The sequence below is a fragment of the Pseudomonas sp. xss_2 genome (genome assembly GCF_043104195.1).
In the GTDB taxonomy this organism is placed as follows: domain Bacteria; phylum Pseudomonadota; class Gammaproteobacteria; order Pseudomonadales; family Pseudomonadaceae; genus Aquipseudomonas; species Aquipseudomonas urmiensis.
In genome coordinates this window covers 1-18,354 of record NZ_JBICKL010000034.1, presented here as the reverse complement: position 1 = coordinate 18,354, position 18,354 = coordinate 1, and the positions used below count along the sequence as shown (strand labels likewise).

At 62.1% G+C, this 18,354-nt stretch carries 17 protein-coding genes and 1 riboswitch; of the genes, 7 read left to right on the top strand and 10 right to left on the bottom strand.

The window, feature by feature from the left end; all coding sequences use genetic code 11:
- Positions 1-9: 9 nt before the first annotated feature.
- The 3 genes from ACF8K2_RS04970 to ACF8K2_RS04960 form a co-directional block, all read right to left on the bottom strand.
- Complete coding sequence (locus ACF8K2_RS04970) at positions 10-729, bottom strand: 16S rRNA (uracil(1498)-N(3))-methyltransferase (protein WP_392463724.1); 720 nt, start codon at positions 727-729, stop codon at positions 10-12.
- Positions 730-871: 142 nt separating this feature from the next.
- Positions 872-2,278, bottom strand: a complete 1,407-nt coding sequence (locus ACF8K2_RS04965) for an adenosylmethionine--8-amino-7-oxononanoate transaminase (protein WP_392463722.1) — start codon at positions 2,276-2,278, stop codon at positions 872-874.
- An 81-nt stretch (positions 2,279-2,359) separates the two neighbouring features.
- Positions 2,360-2,851 carry a hypothetical protein gene (locus ACF8K2_RS04960; RefSeq protein WP_392463720.1) on the bottom strand — a complete coding sequence of 164 codons (492 nt, stop codon included), beginning with the start codon at positions 2,849-2,851 and terminating at the stop codon, positions 2,360-2,362.
- Between the two features lie 202 nt (positions 2,852-3,053).
- Between ACF8K2_RS04960 and ACF8K2_RS04955 the strand changes: the two genes are divergently transcribed.
- From ACF8K2_RS04955 to ACF8K2_RS04945, 3 genes are all read left to right on the top strand, one after another.
- On the top strand, positions 3,054-4,922 hold the full coding sequence (locus ACF8K2_RS04955; RefSeq protein WP_392463719.1) for an FAD-dependent oxidoreductase: 1,869 nt from the start codon (positions 3,054-3,056) through the stop codon (positions 4,920-4,922).
- A gap of 244 nt (positions 4,923-5,166) precedes the next feature.
- Positions 5,167-5,718, top strand: coding sequence for a cytochrome b (locus tag ACF8K2_RS04950; protein ID WP_186557381.1), 552 nt, complete (start codon positions 5,167-5,169; stop codon positions 5,716-5,718).
- Positions 5,719-5,749: 31 nt separating this feature from the next.
- The gene (locus ACF8K2_RS04945; protein WP_186557382.1) at positions 5,750-6,328 is read left to right on the top strand and encodes a YceI family protein; all 579 of its coding nucleotides are present in this window, start codon (positions 5,750-5,752) and stop codon (positions 6,326-6,328) included.
- A 65-nt stretch (positions 6,329-6,393) separates the two neighbouring features.
- On the opposite strand, the gene ACF8K2_RS04940 is transcribed toward ACF8K2_RS04945, so the two are convergent.
- From ACF8K2_RS04940 to ahcY, 5 genes are all read right to left on the bottom strand, one after another.
- Positions 6,394-8,301, bottom strand: a complete 1,908-nt coding sequence (locus ACF8K2_RS04940; protein ID WP_186557383.1) for a DEAD/DEAH box helicase — start codon at positions 8,299-8,301, stop codon at positions 6,394-6,396.
- Positions 8,302-8,520: 219 nt separating this feature from the next.
- Entirely contained in the window at positions 8,521-9,309 is a 789-nt protein-coding gene (locus tag ACF8K2_RS04935) for a substrate-binding periplasmic protein (protein WP_392463718.1), read from the bottom strand.
- Between the two features lie 63 nt (positions 9,310-9,372).
- A complete protein-coding gene (locus ACF8K2_RS04930) occupies positions 9,373-10,449 on the bottom strand; it encodes a hypothetical protein (RefSeq protein WP_392463717.1) in 1,077 nt (358 codons plus the stop codon).
- A gap of 99 nt (positions 10,450-10,548) precedes the next feature.
- Positions 10,549-11,394, bottom strand: a complete 846-nt coding sequence (metF, locus tag ACF8K2_RS04925) for a methylenetetrahydrofolate reductase [NAD(P)H] (RefSeq protein ID WP_186557386.1) — start codon at positions 11,392-11,394, stop codon at positions 10,549-10,551.
- Positions 11,395-11,558: 164 nt separating this feature from the next.
- Positions 11,559-12,968, bottom strand: coding sequence for an adenosylhomocysteinase (ahcY, locus tag ACF8K2_RS04920; protein ID WP_392463716.1), 1,410 nt, complete (start codon positions 12,966-12,968; stop codon positions 11,559-11,561).
- Between the two features lie 21 nt (positions 12,969-12,989).
- Positions 12,990-13,085: riboswitch (S-adenosyl-L-homocysteine riboswitch) on the bottom strand.
- A gap of 178 nt (positions 13,086-13,263) precedes the next feature.
- On the opposite strand from ahcY, the gene ACF8K2_RS04915 reads away from it, so the two are divergent.
- Entirely contained in the window at positions 13,264-13,665 is a 402-nt protein-coding gene (locus ACF8K2_RS04915; protein WP_186557388.1) for an acyl-CoA thioesterase, read from the top strand.
- 122 nt (positions 13,666-13,787) lie between these two features.
- Here ACF8K2_RS04915 and ACF8K2_RS04910 read toward each other — a convergent pair whose 3' ends face one another.
- Entirely contained in the window at positions 13,788-15,023 is a 1,236-nt protein-coding gene (locus ACF8K2_RS04910) for a sodium:proton antiporter (RefSeq protein ID WP_186557572.1), read from the bottom strand.
- A 218-nt stretch (positions 15,024-15,241) separates the two neighbouring features.
- Between ACF8K2_RS04910 and ACF8K2_RS04905 the strand changes: the two genes are divergently transcribed.
- Both ACF8K2_RS04905 and ACF8K2_RS04900 read left to right on the top strand, forming a co-directional pair.
- A complete protein-coding gene (locus tag ACF8K2_RS04905) occupies positions 15,242-16,075 on the top strand; it encodes a DMT family transporter (RefSeq protein WP_264236697.1) in 834 nt (277 codons plus the stop codon).
- 31 nt (positions 16,076-16,106) lie between these two features.
- Positions 16,107-16,493 (top strand): MAPEG family protein, encoded by a 387-nt coding sequence (locus tag ACF8K2_RS04900; RefSeq protein ID WP_186557569.1) that lies wholly within the window; start codon positions 16,107-16,109, stop codon positions 16,491-16,493.
- Positions 16,494-16,605: 112 nt separating this feature from the next.
- Here the strand turns inward: ACF8K2_RS04900 and ACF8K2_RS04895 are convergent, their stop codons facing one another.
- Entirely contained in the window at positions 16,606-17,757 is a 1,152-nt protein-coding gene (locus ACF8K2_RS04895; protein ID WP_392463715.1) for a murein transglycosylase A, read from the bottom strand.
- Positions 17,758-17,872: 115 nt separating this feature from the next.
- Here ACF8K2_RS04895 and ACF8K2_RS04890 point away from each other — a divergent pair, with 115 nt between their 5' ends.
- Positions 17,873-18,319 (top strand): c-type cytochrome, encoded by a 447-nt coding sequence (locus ACF8K2_RS04890; RefSeq protein WP_392463714.1) that lies wholly within the window; start codon positions 17,873-17,875, stop codon positions 18,317-18,319.
- The last annotated feature ends 35 nt before the right edge of the window (positions 18,320-18,354 follow it).

Sequence of the window (18,354 nt, the reverse complement as noted above, 5' to 3'; positions counted from 1 at the left end):
GGCACGCGTTTAGAAGTCGCCCCATAGCTGCTGGGCCACCGACAGCGCCACCACCGGCGCGGTTTCGGTGCGCAGCACGCGTGGGCCGAGGCGGGCGGCGTGGTAGCCGGCGGCTTTGGCCTGCTCCACTTCGGTGTCGCTCAAACCACCCTCTGGGCCGATCAGGAAGGCCAGGCGCGCTGGGCGTGCATGGCTGGTCAGCGGCTCGGCTACCGGGTGCAAGACCAGCTTGAGGTCGGCCTCGGTTGCCTTGAGCCATTCAGCCAGGGTCAGTGGTGGATGGATCACGGGCAGGGTCGAGCGGCCGCATTGCTCGCATGCGCTGATCGCCACCTGGCGCCAGTGTGCCAGGCGCTTGTCGGCGCGTTCGTCCTTGAGGCGTACTTCGCAGCGCTCGCTGACGATCGGGGTGATTTCGTTGGCACCCAGTTCGGTGGCTTTCTGGATTGCCCAGTCCATCCGCTCGCCACGCGACAGGCCTTGGCCGAGGTGGATATGCAGCGGCGATTCGGCCTGGCCGGGGAGGGCCTGGTCGAGCGTGACGCGTACGCTCTTCTTGCCGACTTCAAGCAGCTGGCCGAGGTATTCCTGGCCGCTGCCGTCGAACAATTGCACGGCATCGCCAGGGGCCATGCGCAGTACGCGGCCGATGTAGTGGGCCTGGGCTTCGGGCAGGTCGTGCTGGCCAAGGCTCAAGGGGGCGTCGATGAAGAAGCGGGACAGTCTCATGATTCAGCTCAGGGAGTAGGGGGCACAAAGTTCCCTGTCGGAGCGGGCTTGCCCGCGAAGAAGACACTGCGGTGTCTGCCAAGGGCTTCGCCCTTGTTCTCGGGCAAGCCCGCTCCTACAGGGTTGGCGGCGATCTTGCGGGCTAGCCCGGATCGCGGAAGTCGGGATGGAAGTCTTTGGGCACTGCCACGCTGACGCTGTCGCGGGTGGCGATGTCGATCCCTTCGCTGGCCACCTCGGCGAGGAAGTCGATCTGTTCTGGGGTAATCACGTAAGGCGGCAGGAAATACACCACGCTGCCCAGCGGACGCAACAAGGCGCCACGGGTCAGGGCGTGCTCGAAGACCTTAAGGCCGCGGCGCTCCTGCCATGGGTAGGCGACTTTGCCGGCCTTGTCCTGGACCATCTCGATCGCCAAGGCCATACCCGTCTGGCGAATCTCGGCCACATGCGGATGATCGGCCAGGTGCGCGGTGGCACTGGCCATGCGCGCCGACAGCGCCTTGTTGGCCTCGATCACGTTGTCCTGTTCGAAAATGTCCAGGGTCGCCAGCGCTGCGGCACAGGCCAACGGGTTGCCGGTATAGCTGTGCGAGTGGAGGAAGGCGCGCAGGGTTGGGTAATCGTCGTAGAAGGCCTGGTAAACGTCATCGGTGGTCAGGCAGGCGGCCAGCGGTAGATAGCCGCCGGTCAGGGCCTTGGACAGGCACAGGAAGTCGGGGCGGATGCCGGCCTGTTCGCAGGCGAACATCGTGCCGGTACGGCCGAAGCCGACGGCGATTTCATCGTGGATCAGGTGGACACCATACCGATCACAGGCCTCGCGCAGCAGCTTGAGGTAGATCGGGTGGTACATGCGCATGCCGCCAGCGCCCTGGATCAACGGCTCGACGATCACCGCGGCGATACTGGCGTGATGCTCGGCCAGGGTTTGTTCCATGGCGGCGAACATCGTGCGTGAATGCGCTTCCCAGCTCACCCCTTCGGGGCGCAGGTAGCAGTCGGGGCTGGGCACCTTGATGGTGTCCAGAAGCAACGCTTTATACGTTTCGGTGAACAGCGGCACGTCGCCCACCGACATCGCCGCGATCGTTTCCCCGTGGTAGCTGTTGCTCAGGGTGACGAAGCGCTTCTTGTCCGGCTGGCCCTTGTTCAGCCAGTAGTGAAAGCTCATCTTCAGCGCCACTTCGATGCACGATGAGCCGTTGTCGGCGTAGAACACCCGGTCCAGGCCATCTGGGGTCATGGCGACCAGACGCTCGGACAGCTCGATCACCGGCTGATGGCTGAAGCCTGCGAGGATCACATGCTCCAATTGGTCGACCTGATCCTTGATGCGCTGGTTGATCCGCGGATTGGCGTGACCAAAGACATTGACCCACCAGGAGCTGACCGCGTCCAGGTAGCGCTTGCCCTCGAAGTCCTCCAGCCACACGCCTTCGCCGCGCTTGATCGGGATCAGCGGCAGCTGCTCGTGGTCTTTCATCTGGGTGCAGGGGTGCCACAGGACCTTGAGGTCACGTTGCATCCACTGATCGTTGAGGCCCATGGGCACTTCTCCTGGCGACGCGGCTTGGTTTGACCGCGTAAGCCTAAGCAAAGGTGCCGGGCATCACAACCGTGTTCAGGTTCAATGCCGCAGGACGGGCCTCCAGCTTAAGGCTGGAATGTGCACGGTGCTGGCCTGCTTGGTGGAGATGGTCAGCTTGCGAAATGGTCCCAGCAGCAACTGGCGGGTAGGCGTGCTGGCGTATACCCCCGGAACGTATTCAGTGCCCGATTGGCCACTGAGGGTCAGCCAGTACAGCGGTGGCGCGTCGAGCAGATCGGGGCTGATGCCTAAGTAGTCGCATTCGATCAGGTCGTCTTCGTCCAGCCATGGACAGTCGCTAACCACATAGAAATCGAGCATGACGCAATCGATTTCCTTACCGAAGTCGATCTGCAAGTCGTTGTTTTCACCAATCACCAGTTCAGTGCCGGGATTGCCCTGGAAATCTTGGTAAAGCCCCGCGTATGAGGTGCAGTTGGAGGTAATGCTCAAGCCACTGTTGCCCTGCCAGATGTCGTGGGGTTTGAAGTGATGAGGCTGCATGCGGGCAAAGTGCTGATGGCATTCCATGCGCGAGTTTCCATTGGGGCTTGGATGCTGCCACTTTCCACTGCAAGCGCCGATTTTGGCTACTGACAAAAATGCCAGTTGCATAAACGACTTGTCGTCGCTCCGCTGGCAGGGTGCCCAAGGGTGACGTATTCTTAACGCATCATCCTGGGGCGTCCCTTCCCCCGATCTCATAAACCTATTTCCATCGGAGTTCGCCGACATGGCTGCTGCTTGGGTGCGCCTGTGCGCGTTGCTATTGATTGGTGTGTCCAGTGGCGCCGCAATCGCCAAGGACAAGACACCTACTGCGATCGTGGTAGGCGGCGGCCTGGCAGGCCTGACCGCAGCCTACGAACTGCAAAACAAGGGTTGGCAAGTGACTTTGCTCGAAGCCAAGTCGGGGATGGGCGGCCGCTCGGGGCTGGCCACTAGCGAATGGATCGGCAACGGCAAGGCGCAGCCAGTCCTCAACCAGTATGTCGACCGTTTCAAGCTTGAAACACTGCCAGCGCCGGAGTTCGTGCGAACGCCGGGTTACCTGATCGACGGCGAGTACTTCAACGCCACTGACCTGGCCACCAAGCAACCTGCCACCGCCGAGGCGCTCAAGCGTTACGAGAAGACCCTCGATGACCTCGCCCGCTCGATCGACGATCCGCTGAACCCGCAGGCCAACAGTACGCTGTTCGCCCTCGACCAGATCAACGTCTCGACCTGGCTCGACAAGCTGCAACTGCCAACCACCGCCCGGCAGCTGATCAACCAGCAGATCCGTACCCGTTACGACGAGCCATCGCGCCTGTCGTTGCTGTATTTCGCCCAGCAGACCCGCGTCTACCGCGGTGTCAGCGACCGCGACCTGCGTGCCGCACGCCTGCCAGGCGGCAGCCCGGTGCTGGCCCAGGCCTTCGTCAAACAACTCAAGACCATCAAGACCAGTTCGCCGGTGACGTCCATCGTCCAGGACAAGGACGGCGTTACCGTCAAGGTCGGTAGCGTCGGCTATCAGGCGGACTATCTGGTGCTGGCGGTGCCGCTGCGGGCGCTGGCCAAGATCCAGATGACTCCAGGCCTGGACAGCAAGCACCTGGCCGCGCTCAAGGGCACCAACTACGGCTGGCGCGACCAGCTGATGCTCAAGTTCAAGACGCCGGTGTGGGAAAGCCGCGCGCGGATGTCTGGCGAGATCTTCAGCAACGCAGGCCTCGGCATGCTGTGGATCGAGCCTGCACTCAAGGGTGGGGCCAACGTGGTGATCAACCTGTCTGGCGATAACGCCCGCTTGTTGCAGGCGTTTGGCGACAAGCAGATGGTCGATCAGGTGCTGATTCGCCTGCACGCGTTCTATCCACAAGCCCGTGGCGCCTTCACGGGCTATGAAGTCAAACGCTATAGCACCGATGCTGGCACCGGTGGCGCATACCTGGCCTATGGCCCAGGGCAGATCAGCAAGTACTGGCGCCTGTGGGAGCGTCCGGTGCAGCGCGTAGCCTTTGCCGGTGAACACACCGACGCCTTGTACCCAGGCACGCTGGAAGGCGCGCTTCGCAGTGGTCAGCGCGCTGCCGGGCAGGTCCAGGACTTGCTCGCCGGCAAGTCGTTCGACCCAGCCAAGGCCGTGCCGATTGCCGCTGCAGCGACAGCCGGTGCGGTGGCGGCGAAGGATAAGGGCGGGTTCTTCTCGAACCTGTTCGGCGGTTCTTCCGATAAATCCGACAAGGCACCCGCCAAGGCCGAGCCGGTGACCGCAAAGGAGGCTGAAGGGGGTAAACAGGGCTTCTTCTCGCGCCTGTTCGGTGGCAGTGCCAAGCCTGAAGTGAAGGCTGCGCCAATTGCCAAGGCTGAGGAAGTTGCGCCGGTTTCTGCCCCTGCGCCTGCTCCCGTTGCGCCAACGCCTGTGGCCAAGGAACAGCCCGTCAAACCGGCTGCCAAAGCCGCGCCTGCCAAGCATGCTCCGACGCACAAGCCGGCGGCGAAGACTGAGCCGGCGAAGAAAGCAGCCAGCAAGCCTGCGCCAGTGAAGAAGGCGACGGCCAAGTCTGAACCGGTGAAAAAGCCGCTGGCCAATACTCAGGCCAAGGCTGGTTGATTCAAGCTTTTGGGCTGCGTAGCAGCCCAAAGCGCGGGGCAAGCGCGCAGCACCTACCCTGTAGGTGCGCGCTTGCTTCGCAACGGGCCACCCCGACGAATTTCCGCTATGGTTAATGTTTCCTTAATAGCCAATGCACACAATACATATCGGAAAACTCGATCATCCGAGTCAGATTTTTCCGCTTTTATTCGATACGTTACGCGCTAGTCTGTGCACAGCTTTCACGGGGAAATACGCCAACATGCAAGTTCGTAACTCACCTTCTCGCTATGGCCTGGTCAGCATCGTCATGCACTGGGGTGTGGCTTTGGCAGTCTTCGGTCTGTTTGGCTTGGGCTTGTGGATGGTCGGTCTGGACTACTACAGCCCTTGGCGCAAATCAGGCCCTGATCTGCACAAAAGCATCGGCCTGGTGCTGTTGGCGGTGATGCTGCTGCGTGTGCTCTGGCGCTTCATCAGCCCGCCGCCACCGGCGCCGGCCAACCATGGGGCATTCACCCGCATGGCCGCCAAGCTGGGGCATCTGGCGCTGTATCTGGGGCTGTTCGCGGTGATGATCGCCGGTTACCTGATCTCTACCGCCGATGGCGTCGGCATTCCGGTGTTTGGCCTGTTCGAAGTGCCAGCGCTGGTCAGTAACCTGCCCGACCAGGCAGATACCGCTGGCGAGATCCATTTTTACCTGGCCTGGGGCCTGGTGATTTTCGCCGGCTTGCATGGTCTTGCAGCACTGAAACACCATTTCATCGACCGTGACGCGACCCTGATCCGCATGCTGGGCCGCAAAGCTTGACTCTCAACCTCAATTGCAAGGAATAGAAAGGATGTTGAAAAAGACTTTTGCCGCTCTGGCGCTCGGTACCGCTCTGCTCTCTGCTGGCCAGGTCATGGCTGCCGAGTACAAGATCGATAAAGAAGGCCAGCACGCGTTCGTTGACTGGAAAATCAGCCACCTGGGCTACAGCTTCATTCACGGTACCTTCAAAGACTTCGATGGCAACTTCACTTGGGACAGCGCCAAGCCTGAAGCCAGCAAGATCAGCGTCGATCTGAAAACCGCCAGCCTGTGGTCCAACCACGCTGAGCGTGACAAGCACATCGCCAGCGCTGACTTCCTCGACGTGAAGAAGTACCCAGAAGCCAAGTTCGTCTCCACCGCGGTCAAATCGACCGGCGACAAGACTGCCGACGTTACCGGTGATCTGACCCTGCACGGCGTGACCAAGCCTGTTACCTTCAAGGCTGTGTTCAACGGTGAAGGCAAGGATCCATGGGGCGGCGAGCGCGCTGGTTTCAACGCCAAGACCACGCTGAACCTGAACGACTTCGGCATCAAGGGCCCAGGCCCAACTTCGCAAACCCTCGACCTGGACATCAGCGTCGAAGGCGTCAAGCAGAAGTAATACGCTGCTCCAGACATGAAAAAGCCGCCCCATTGGGCGGCTTTTTCATGTCTGCGTGATCCGAATCAGCGATTGCGGGTCAGCAGGGCCGGGCGCTCGCCACGCGGGCGGCTCGGCAGATCGTCCAGCTGCTCAGGCGTTGGGTAACGGTCGAGCTTGGATTCCTTGCGGATGATCACGGGCTGGCTTTGCGATTCACGCGGATTGCGTACTGCTGGCTCCTGACGCGAAGCCTCGTCGCGGCCCGCCGAGCGGTTGCGACCTGGGTTGCCATCACGGCGACCACCGCCATTGTTGCTGTTGTTGCGCGGACGTTTCTCGCCCGAACCCTGGCGTGGCTGGCCGCCGTTATTGCTGCGGCCCTGGTTTTGCCCGCCCGCGCCTGCGCCGCGTTGGCCGCTGCCCTGCGCCTGACCCTGGCCAGCAGCGCCACCAGGGCGACGGTTGCGGCCTTGGTTCTTGGCGTTCTGGTAGGGGCTGACGTAGTCGGCGCGGTTGCCGAAGTTATCCACTTCGTCGTCCAGGAACTCGTCGGGTGCGCGGTTGGCCGGCGCTGGCGGAACACGGCTTTCACCCTGGCCAGCCTGCTGCTGACGCGGCTTGCCATCACGCGACTTGCGCGGCTGCTGTTGCTGCTTGTCGGCGGATTTGCTCTTTTCGGCCGACTTCTCAGCTGCCTGGGGCTTGGCCTTGCCTTTATCCTTGCCCTTGTCTTTGCGCCCGCCATTGCTGTCTTTGCCAGCTTCGCCGCGCGACTGGTTACGACCGCCGCGACCGGTGTTTTGCGGGCGCTCGCGCACCTCTGGCTTTTCGGCTTCAACCTGGCTGGCATCAAAGCCCATCAGGTCGCCATCCGGGATCTTCTGACGGGTGACGCGCTCGATGCTCTTGAGCAGTTTCTCTTCGTCTGGCGCGACCAGCGAGATGGCTTCACCGGAGCGCCCGGCACGGCCAGTACGGCCAATGCGGTGAACGTAGTCTTCCTCGACATTGGGCAGCTCGAAGTTGACCACGTGCGGCAGCTGGTCGATATCCAGGCCACGGGCGGCAATGTCGGTGGCAACCAGGATACGTACGGTGTTGGCCTTGAAGTCGGCCAGCGCCTTGGTGCGAGCGTTCTGGCTCTTGTTACCGTGGATCGCGGCGGCAGGCAGGCCGTGCTTTTCCAGGTACTCGGCCAGGCGGTTGGCACCGTGCTTGGTACGGGTGAACACCAGCACCTGTTCCCAGGCGCCGAGGGTGATCAGGTGCGCCAGCAGGGCACGCTTGTGGCTGGCCGGCAGGCGATAGACGCGTTGCTCGATCCGTTCGACCGTGGTGTTCGGCGGCGTGACCTCGATGCGCTCGGGGTTGTGCAGCAGCTTGTCGGCAAGGTCGGTGATGTCTTTGGAGAAGGTCGCCGAGAACAGCAAGTTCTGGCGCTTGGCTGGCAAGCGCGCCAAGACCTTCTTGACGTCATGGATGAAGCCCATGTCGAGCATGCGGTCGGCTTCATCGAGTACCAGGATCTCGACATGGGACAAGTCGACCTTGCCCTGGCCAGCCAGGTCCAGCAGGCGACCGGGGCAGGCGACCAGGACGTCGACGCCCTTGGCCATGGCCTGAATTTGCGGGTTCATGCCGACGCCGCCGAAGATGCAGGCGCTGACCAGGCTGAGGTCGCGGGCATACACCTTGAAGCTGTCGTGGACCTGAGCCGCCAGTTCGCGGGTTGGGGTCAGGACCAGTACCCGCGGTTGACGCGGGCCGTGGCGCTGGGACTTGTCGGGGTGGCCACCCGGGAACAGGCGCTCAAGAATCGGTAGGGCGAAACCGCCGGTCTTACCGGTACCAGTCTGGGCGGCAACCATCAGGTCGCGGCCTTGCAACACGGCGGGAATGGCCCGCTGTTGCACCGGGGTGGGCTGGGTATAGCCCGCTGCCTCGATAGCGCGGACAAGAGCCTCGGAGAGACCGAGGGAAGCAAAGGACATGGGCAATCCTGTTCTCGTGGGGGCTAGGCCCTATGGGGTGATCTGCCTGGCGCGACGGGCATCTGAGGGATGCGATCGCGTCCGGTCCTGCTGGGCGTTCACTGCGCATCCGGGAGGCGGCGGGCGTGCATTTGAGGTGCATGGCCGACGGTCGAGATGCCTACTGCGAGGCCGAGCGTCCGGGCGTGAGCCGGGCGGGAAGGCCCGAGTATAACAGAGCTATCGCAGCGTGCCGCGTTCCTGCTGCTCAATGGCGTCATCAAACCGCTCGGCGTCGTCCGCATAGCGCGCGCTAATGGCGGCGTAGGCGGGCTCGCGCTTGAACTGACGTAGTTCGTCGGCGAACGCTTGAGCGAGTTTCTGCCGTCCAGGCTTCTGCGCAAGCCCCAGATACTGCGCGTGACGGCTGATCAGCAACGGCTGCTCCTCGACTTGCTCCAGCAACCCCAATTGATGGCGCAGGAAGCGGCCGACCTGGCGATCGGTCACCAGCGCATCGATGCGCCCTAGCATCAGCTTGCCGAAGTTGGCTTCATGGGTGGGCGCGGCCTCGCGCTTGAACAGCGCAGACTCGTTGAAATGCGCGCCGTATGCATAACCGGGTGAGGTGCCAATGGTCAGGCCGGCAAGGTCGTGCAGGTGCGTGATCAGTGGACGCTGGACACGTTTGCGAAACACCACGAATTCAACATTCGATAGCGGTTCGTCTGGGTAGATCATGTAGGTTTTACGCGTGTCGATCTGGAAGATGTCGAGCACACCGTCGACCTGGCCCTGTTCGACCATCGCCAGGCAGCGCTTCCAGGGCAGGAACTGCCAGTCGACCTCAATGCCCAGGCGCTTGAACACTTCCCGTGAGACTTCGTAGTCGATGCCTTTCGGTTGGCCGTTTTCCTGATAAATGTAGGGCGCCCAGTCATCGGATACCAGGCGCAGGCGCTCGGCCTGAGCCAATGAACTCAGGCAGACAAGCAGCAGAAGGCCAAGAAGGCGGGCGAGGTCTGGCATGGCCGCAGAGTACGCGCTAAGTGAAAACGTGACCAGTGCAGCCTGGCCACGTTGAGTGCAGGGTCAGGCTCGCGAATCCTTGAGCAGATGGCGCTCGACTTCTTTGTGCCGGCGACCCAGTGACAAGCGCAAGCCAGGCTGGCGCAGGCATTGGCGCAATTGCTCTGCCTCCATTCGACCATGGCGCTCGTGCAGGTTCTCCAGGGCCTTGTCCCACCACGCCGGGGCGCAGGCTCGGTCGAACTCATTGGCATAGGCGTAGCAGCCATACAGCAATTCGCGGGCGAACTGGCGCTGATGGCTGGGCAGGGTCAGGCTCATGGCCTTGTAGCCCAGCCGGTGCAGGGCCGGAGGTCGGGGCAGTTGATCGTTGACCAGGTACACGTCGGCCAGTGCCGCTTCACTGAGCGGGTCGTCACCGTGCTTGTGCAGCCAGGCCTGGATTTTCGCCCGGAACTGCGCCTTGCGGCTCCAGTAGTGATGGATCACGTCGGTACATTCGGCGAGCTCAAGGGTGCGATAGGCGGCGACCGCCAGGCAGAACTCTTCCAAAGTGTAGGCCTGGCGAGCCTGCGGGTAGTACTCGTCCATCAAGGCGATGGAGTGATCGAGCGTCGCTGCGTCAGCCGCGGTCAGGCCGATTACCCCAGAGTTGACCAGCGGCATCTGCGTGTCGGCCAGCCCGCGTGCTTGCAGGGCCTGATGCAGGGTCTTGTACAGCTGGCAGTCGGGGTTTGCGCCATAACGTGCGCCAATGGCGTTGCACAGCAGCGTGCCGGTCTTGATGCGACGGAACAGCTGCATCGGCGATTGGCGGAAGAATGTGTCGGTGTCGATCAACACCGCCAGCGGGTGCTGCTCAAGCAGCTGGCGCATCAGCACATGCTTGCTGCGGAAATGATAACCGTGCGGCTGGTTCCAGGCCTTGCGCGTTGCTTCGTCCAGCACATGGACGACAACTGGCAGCTTGGCGTAGGGCTCGGGAGAGTCTGTGTAGACCTGGATATCGATCGCTTCATCGGGCGTCTGGCGCAAATGTGCCAGGGCGCTGACGATGCTGAAGCAGGCTTCCTGGTGGTAGGTGGCCGGGCCGAATGCGAGGTAAACCAGTTGAGGCTTGGAGGGATGTTGGGGATGCATTCCGTGCAGTAACCTATCGAGGAGCCAAAATGAATAAGGCTTTAGCCTAAGCTAAAGCCTTTTTCATGTCCTCATATTCTTGTTACCGGCGATTGACGGTCAACGAGGAAGCTTGAGGTTGTTCCAGATCGCCAGGCTCGCTTCGGCCTGGTTCAGGGTATAGAAGTGCAGCCCTGGAGCGCCGCCTTGCAGCAGTTGCTCGCACATGCGGCTGATCACTTCCTCGCCGAACGCCTGGATGCTGGCGGTATCGTCGCCGTAGGCTTCCAGTTGCTTGCGAATCCAGCGTGGCAGCTCAGCGCCACAGGCGTCGGAGAAGCGCGCCAGTTTGCTGTAGTTGGTGATCGGCATGATGCCGGGCACAACCGGGATGTCGACGCCCATCTGCTGCACGCGCTCGACGAAGTAGAAGTAGCTGTCGGCGTTGAAGAAGTACTGGGTGATGGCGCTGTCGGCGCCAGCCTTGACCTTGTGCACGAAGTTGGCCAGGTCAGCCTCGAAGTTGGGCGCCTGCGGGTGCATCTCCGGGTAGGCAGCCACTTCCAGGTGGAAGTGATCGCCGGTTTCCTGGCGGATGAACTCGACCAGGTCGCTGGCGTAGCGCAGTTCGCCCGAGGCCATGCCCATGCCCGAAGGCAGGTCGCCACGCAGGGCGACGATGCGCTTGATGCCGGCCGCTTTGTATTCGCCAAGCAATGCGCGCAGGTCGGCCTTGGTGTCACCCACGCACGACAGGTGCGGAGCGGCAGGGACTTTCACTTCGCTTTCCAGCTGCAGCACGGTATTGAGCGTGCGGTCACGGGTCGAGCCGCCAGCGCCGTAGGTGCAGGAGAAGAAGTCGGGGTTGTAGCTGGCCAGCTCACGGGCAACGCCCATCAGCTTTTCATGGCCGGCTTCGGTCTTGGTCGGGAAGAATTCGAAACTGTAACGGCGTTCTTGGGACATCACTCGTTCCTCAGCTGCAAGCTTCAGGCCGCAAGCTGCAAGTCAAAGCCAGACCGGTAGAGGCCGGTCTGGCTTGGGCATCGTTCAAGATTCAAGAGCTACAGGTTTCAAGCGGCTTGGCACTGTCTGCCTTTGCTTGCCGCTTGAAACTTGCAGCTTGCCGCTTAGTACCGGTAGGCGTGCGGCTTGAACGGGCCTTCGACGGTCACACCGATGTAATCGGCTTGCTGCTGGGTCAGCTGGGTGACCACGCCGCCGAAGCCGCGGACCATTTCCAGGGCCACTTCTTCGTCGAGTTTCTTCGGCAGCACTTCAACGGTCAGGCGCTCGGCTTTCTTCTCGGCCGACAGGTCGGCGTACTTCTGCTCGAACAGGAAGATCTGCGCCAGTACCTGGTTGGCGAACGAACCGTCCATGATGCGGCTTGGGTGGCCAGTGGCGTTACCCAGGTTCACCAGGCGGCCTTCGGCCAGCAGGATCAGGTAATCGTCGTTCTGCGGGTCGAAGTCGCCAGCGCCGGTACGGTGAATCTTGTGCACCTGCGGCTTGACCTCTTCCCACGCCCAGTTCTTGCGCATGAAGGCAGTGTCGATCTCGTTGTCGAAGTGGCCGATGTTGCAGACCACGGCGCGCTTCTTCAGGGCCTTGAGCATGTTGGCATCGCAGACGTTGACGTTACCGGTGGTGGTGACGATCAGGTCGATCTTGCCCAGCAGGGCCTTGTCGATGCTGGCTTCGGTGCCGTCGTTGATGCCGTCGATGAACGGCGAGACCAGCTCGAAGCCGTCCATGCAGGCCTGCATGGCGCAGATCGGGTCAACTTCGGTGACCTTGACGATCATGCCTTCCTGACGCAGCGACTGGGCCGAACCCTTGCCCACGTCACCGTAGCCGATCACCAGGGCTTGCTTGCCCGACAGCAGGTGGTCGGTGCCGCGCTTGATGGCGTCGTTGAGGCTGTGACGGCAGCCGTACTTGTTGTCGTTCTTGCTCTTGGTGACCGAGTCGTTGACGTTGATCGCCGGGACTTTCAGCTCGCCCTTGGCCAGCATGTCGAGCAGGCGGTGAACGCCGGTGGTGGTTTCTTCGGTGACACCGTGGACGCGATCCAGCACTGCGGGGTACTTCTTGTGCAGCAGCTCGGTCAGGTCACCACCGTCGTCGAGGATCATGTTGGCGTCCCATGGCTGGCCATCCTTGAGGATGGTCTGCTCCAGGCACCACTCGTACTCTTCTTCGGTCTCGCCTTTCCAGGCGAACACCGGGATACCGGCAGCGGCGATGGAAGCGGCGGCCTGGTCCTGGGTGGAGAAGATGTTGCAGGACGACCAGCGCACTTCGGCACCCAGGGCAACCAGGGTTTCGATCAGCACGGCGGTCTGGATGGTCATGTGGATGCAGCCCAGGATCTTCGCACCCTTGAGCGGTTGCTCCTCGAGGTACTTGCGACGCAGGCCCATCAGTGCAGGCATTTCCGATTCAGCGATGATGGTTTCGCGACGACCCCAGGCGGCCAGGGAGATGTCAGCGACTTTGAAATCGGTAAAACCAGCAGGCGTGTTTACAGCGCTCATCAAGAGCCTCCATTCGTAGTGTGCGAATGGGCGCCGTTGTGCGTTGAGCGTCCGCATGGCGGACAACGCCCCAACCGAGCCTGACAGGCCGAGCCTGCTGCAGCGCCCCTCGGATGGGTGGCGGGCATGGCCCCGCAGCGGGTGGCCATGTGAAACGGCGCAGATTATAGCCGGGGTGGGCTATCAGACCCAAGGTTTTCTGTCGATTAATCGAGACGATAGTCGATGGGTAATGGAGAGCGGCGGCAGGCTCTGCCATCATGACTGCACGTAAGCCAAGCCGTCAGGAGCAATGATGAACTTCCACACCCGCAAGTGGGTTAAACCCGAAGACCTCAACCCTAATGGCACGCTGTTCGGTGGCAGCCTGCTGCGCTGGATCGACGAAGAGGCGGCAATCTACGCCATCGTCCAACTGGGTAACCAGCGCGTGGTCACCAAGTACATGTCGGAAATCAACTTCGTCAGCGCTTCGCGTCAGGGCGACATCATCGAGCTGGGCATCACCGCCACCGAGTTTGGCCGCACCTCGATCACCCTCAAGTGTGAAGTGCGTAACAAGATCACCCGCAAGAGCATCCTGACCGTGGACAAGATGGTCTTCGTCAACCTGGGCGATGATGGCCTGCCCGCGGCGCACGGGCGGACGCAGATCAAGTATGTGCAGGATCAGTTCCCGGATACCGCCGTCGAATAAGCGGCTGGCGTGGGGCTTGGGCTATAGGGGCGTGGGAGCGGGCTTGCCCCGCGATGCGAGGGTGAACCCACCGCTGCCATCGCCAGGCAAGCCCGCTCCCACGAGTCCAACAAATCGCTCTTTCAGGGCTGGGCGGTAACGCCACGGACCACGCGGCCGATGCTCAAGCCCTGAATCAGGATCGAAGACAGCACCACGATGTAAGTGATCGACAGCAACAGGTCGCGCTCATCACCTACTGGCAGCGACAGCGCCAGAGCCACCGAAACCCCACCGCGCAAACCACCCCAGGTCAGTACCCGCACCGTGCCCTTGGGCACGCTACGCCAGCGGCGCAGCAGGACGATCGCCGGCGCCACGGTCAGCAAACGCGACATCAACACCGCCACCGCCAGCACGCTGCCGGCCGCCAGGTGCAGCCAGTTGAACGGCAGCAGCAACAGCTCCAGGCCGATCAGGGCGAACAGCAGCGCGTTGAGCATGTCGTCGATCAGCTCCCAGAAGCCGTCCATGTAGCGCCGGGTCATGTCGTTCATCGCCAGGTTGCGCCCCAGGTTGCCGATGATCAGACCGGCCACCACCATGGCGATTGGCGCCGAAACGTGCAGCTCGTAGCACATCGCCGAACCACCGATGACCAGCGCCAGCGTCAGCATGACCTCGACCTGGTACTGCTCGATGCTCTTGATCATGCGGTAGGTCGCGTAGCCGATCAGGCCGCCAAAGGCGATGCCGCCCAGTGCTTCGCGGGCAAACAGAATGGCGGTCTCGGAAACGCTCGGCGTCTCGCCGAGCTGGACGATCCCCAGCAACACGGTAAACACCACCACCGCCGTGCCGTCATTGAACAGCGACTCGCCGACGATGGTGGTTTTCAGTGGTTTCGATGCATTGGCGGTGCGCAGGGCGCCGAGCACCGCGATCGGGTCGGTCGGCGAAATCAGTGCGCCAAACAGCAGGCAATAGATCAGGCTGACGTGCCAGCCGAACAGGGCGAACACCCAATGCGCCAAAAAGCCGATGACCACGGTGGCGATCAGCACGCCGATGGTCGCCAACAGGCCGATGGGCCAGCGGTAGCTGCGCAGGTCGCCGAGGTTGACGTGCAAGGCGCCGGCGAACAGCAGGAATGACAGCATCCAGTGCATCAGCAGATCGTTGAAGTCGATCTGGTTCATCAGGCCTTCGACGCGCTCTTCCAAGCCGGGGAAACCGATCAGGCTCAAGCCCTGGAGAATCAAGGAGAACAATAGCGCCGTCACCATCACGCCGATGGCGGGTGGCAGGCCGATGAAACGGTAATTGACGTAGGTGAGAAGGGTGGTCAGGCAGATAAACGCGGCAACAAGTTCAAGCATCCCAAATCCTGTAAAGAGTGGCTTCCGAGTCGTAACCCGAATCGCTCGGGCAGTAGTTTGATGGCCTGGCGAGGGTTTCGGGACACACCCTCTGACCGGAAATCTCCGATTCGTTCAGAAACAGGTGCCGCTATGCGGCCCCAAAGATCGACAGGAAACCGCTATATTTGTGCCCTCATCCGCCACAGGCCACCCCGGCTCTCTGCAAGGAATACAGCGTGTTGGCAACCTCCCTCGTGCTCATCGCAGCCCTCCTGCACGCCACCTGGAACACCCTGATCAAATTCAGTGGCGAGCGCCTGCTGGTGATCGCCAGCATGGATGCGGTGGCCCTGGTGTTCGCCCTCGCGGCCGTCGCTTTCGTCGACTTCCCGCCCGCTGAAATCTGGCCCTGGCTAGTGGCCTCGGCGCTTGCCGAGCAGCTCTACCGGGTACTGCTGATCAAGGCCTACCGCGTCGGCGACCTGGGCCTGGTCTATCCTCTGATGCGCGGCCTGTCGCCTTTGGTCGTGCTGGGCCTGACCCTGGCATTCGCCGGAGAAACACTGAGCCAGCAGCAGATCATCGGCATCCTGTTGATCCCCTGCGGTATGGCCTGCTTGCTGTGGCAGGGCGGAGGCGGTGAGCGGCTGCCTTGGTCGATGCTGCCGGTAGTGGCGCTAATTGGTCTGTGCATCGGCTGTTACACCTGGTTCGACGGCCAGGCCGTGCGCCTGTGGGGCCAGCCTTGGGATTATCTGGTCTGGCTGACCTTGCTCAGCGCCTGGCCGTTTCCGCTGCTGGCCAGCGTGGCGAGGCGTGCGCCGTTCGCGCTGTTCTGGCGCACGCAATGGCGGTTAGGGTTGGCGGTGGGCTTGTGTGTGTTGTTCAGCTACGCCCTGGTGCTGTGGGCCATGCACCTGGGGTCGGTGGCCGAGGCTGCGGCGCTGCGCGAGTTGAGTGTGATCCTGGTGGTGCTGTTGGGGATGCGCTACCTCAAAGAACCTTTTGGCGGCCCGAGGCTCTTAGCATGCGGGCTGGTCCTGGCGGGCATGCTGGTGATGAAGCTCTGATCCCGATCATTTCGAACAAGGAGTCCTGTCCATGACCGTTGCCCTGTGGTGCATTCTGATTGCCCTGATCCTGCCGCCGCTGTGTGCGCTGATCGCCAAGCTCAGCAGCGGGCGATTCGGCCTTAAGGACAATCACGATCCGCGAGCCTTTCTCGACACGCTGTCGGGCCTGCCACGGCGTGCCCATGCCGCGCAGCAGAACAGCTATGAAGCGTTTCCGGCGTTCGCGGCGGCGGTGCTGGTGGCGGATATCGTCGGCAATGCCGAACAGGTGACGCAGGACGTGTTGGGGGTGATGTACATCACCAGCCGGTTGCTCTACATCATTTGCTACCTGGCGGACTGGGCGGCGTTGCGCTCGCTGGTGTGGTTTGCCGGGCTGGCGTTGATTGTGTCGTTCTTCGTGGTTTCGGTCTGACATCGAGTCGCGCTTTTCGCGGGTAAACCCGCTCCTAGAGGCACCCCGTTGACCTTGAAGCCAGCGCAGTCCCTGTGGGAGCGGGCTTGCCCGCGAAAAGGTCACCGCAAAATCAGAGGACTTTCGGCACTTCAGGCAATGGTTTGCCTTTAGGCCAAAGCATCCAGATCTGTCCCTGCTGCTTCATGTTACCCGCTAGTTCACCGGCCTCAGGCCCGGTGCCCCAGAACAGGTCCGCACGCACCTCGCCGGTAATTGCACCGCCGGTGTCCTGTGCGCCCACTGGCCGCACCACTGGCGTGCCGTCCGGGCGCGTGGTGGACAACCACAGCAAGCTGCCCAGCGGAATCACCTTACGGTCGATGGCCACGCTGTACCCCGCAGTCAGCGGCACGTTGAGCGAACCGCGCGGGCCTTCGTTGCTGTCCGGGCGAGTGCTGAAGAAAACATAGCTGGGGTTGCTGGCAAGCAGCTCCGGCACCCGTTGTGGATTGGCCTGGGCCCAGGCATGAATGGCGCCCATGCTCACGTCTTCCTTCTTCAACTGGCCTTGCTCGATCAGCCAGCGACCAATCGGCCGGTAGGGGTGGCCGTTCTGGTCGGCGTAGCCCAGGCGCAACTGCCGGCCATTTTCCAGCTCGACGCGGCCCGAACCCTGGATCTGCAAGAATTGCAGGTCCATCGGGTCGGTCAGCCAGGCCAGCACCGGCGCTTTGACACCGTCGCGATAGATCGCCTCGGCAGTGTCGTACGGCTTGAGCACGCGGCCTTCAAGGCGGCCACGCAGGCGTTTGCCTTTGAGTTCGGGATAGATGCTGGCCAGGTCGACCACGATCATGTCGTCGGGAATGCCATAAACCGGCACCTGAGCAGCTTCAGTGCGTTCCAGGCTGCCGGGGTAGACCGGCTCGTAATAACCAGTGATCAAGCCATTGGCGTTGTTCTCGGCCGAGCGCAGGCCATACACCTGCAGGTTCTGCTGGAGGAAGGCACGAGCTTGGGCGGCATCGTCCGGAATCCGCTGCGCTGCTTCGCAGGTCGGCGCCCAGACCGGGTCACGCTTGAGCTTCTCGCAGCCATTGCGCCAGGCCACGAAGCCTGCCAGCAAGTCGGCATCGCTGACACTGGGCAGGTCTTTCCAGGTGGCGGGGGCGTAGGTGGCCACGGCATGGGGTTCGGGTTTGGCGCTTTCGCCGCCGTTGCAGCCGGCCAGCAGGGCCAGGGCGGGGAGTGCCCAGGCGAGGTGGCGCAGAGCAGATTTCATGGCTGAATCCTTGAGCGGGCGAGCGCGTGGCTGCCCCTGTTTTTCGTAAGGGTATTGGTGTTTGTCGAGCAGGCGAGGATACTGTCGGCCCTATTCCGATGCCAATGTGACCGTGATGTTCAAATGTTTCACCGTGCTGCTGCTGGTCAGCTTGTCCCTGGTGGGCTGCGACCGCGTCGATCCTAACTCACCGCTGGGGCAGCGCAAGGCGATCTTCAAGCAGATGCTCAAGACCAGCGAAGACATGGGCGGCATGCTGCGTGGGCGCTTACCCTTCGATGGTGGCAAGTTCGCCGACGGCGCGCTGAAGCTCGATAGCCTGGCCCATGCGCCATGGCAGCACTTTCCACAAGTGCAGGATGAGGGCGACAGCAGTGCCCGGGCCGAGGTTTGGCAGCGGCAGGCGCGTTTTGAGGATCTGGCGCGGCAACTGGAAGGTGTCACCGCGCAATTGGTAGGCGTGACGCGGACTCAACCGCTGGAAATGGCGCAATTGAAGGCACCGATGGACAAGGTCGAAGCCGCCTGCAAGGCCTGTCATAGCGAGTTTCGCAACCACTGACAGCGCCGTAATGCTGTTCACTTAAGATTTTGGGG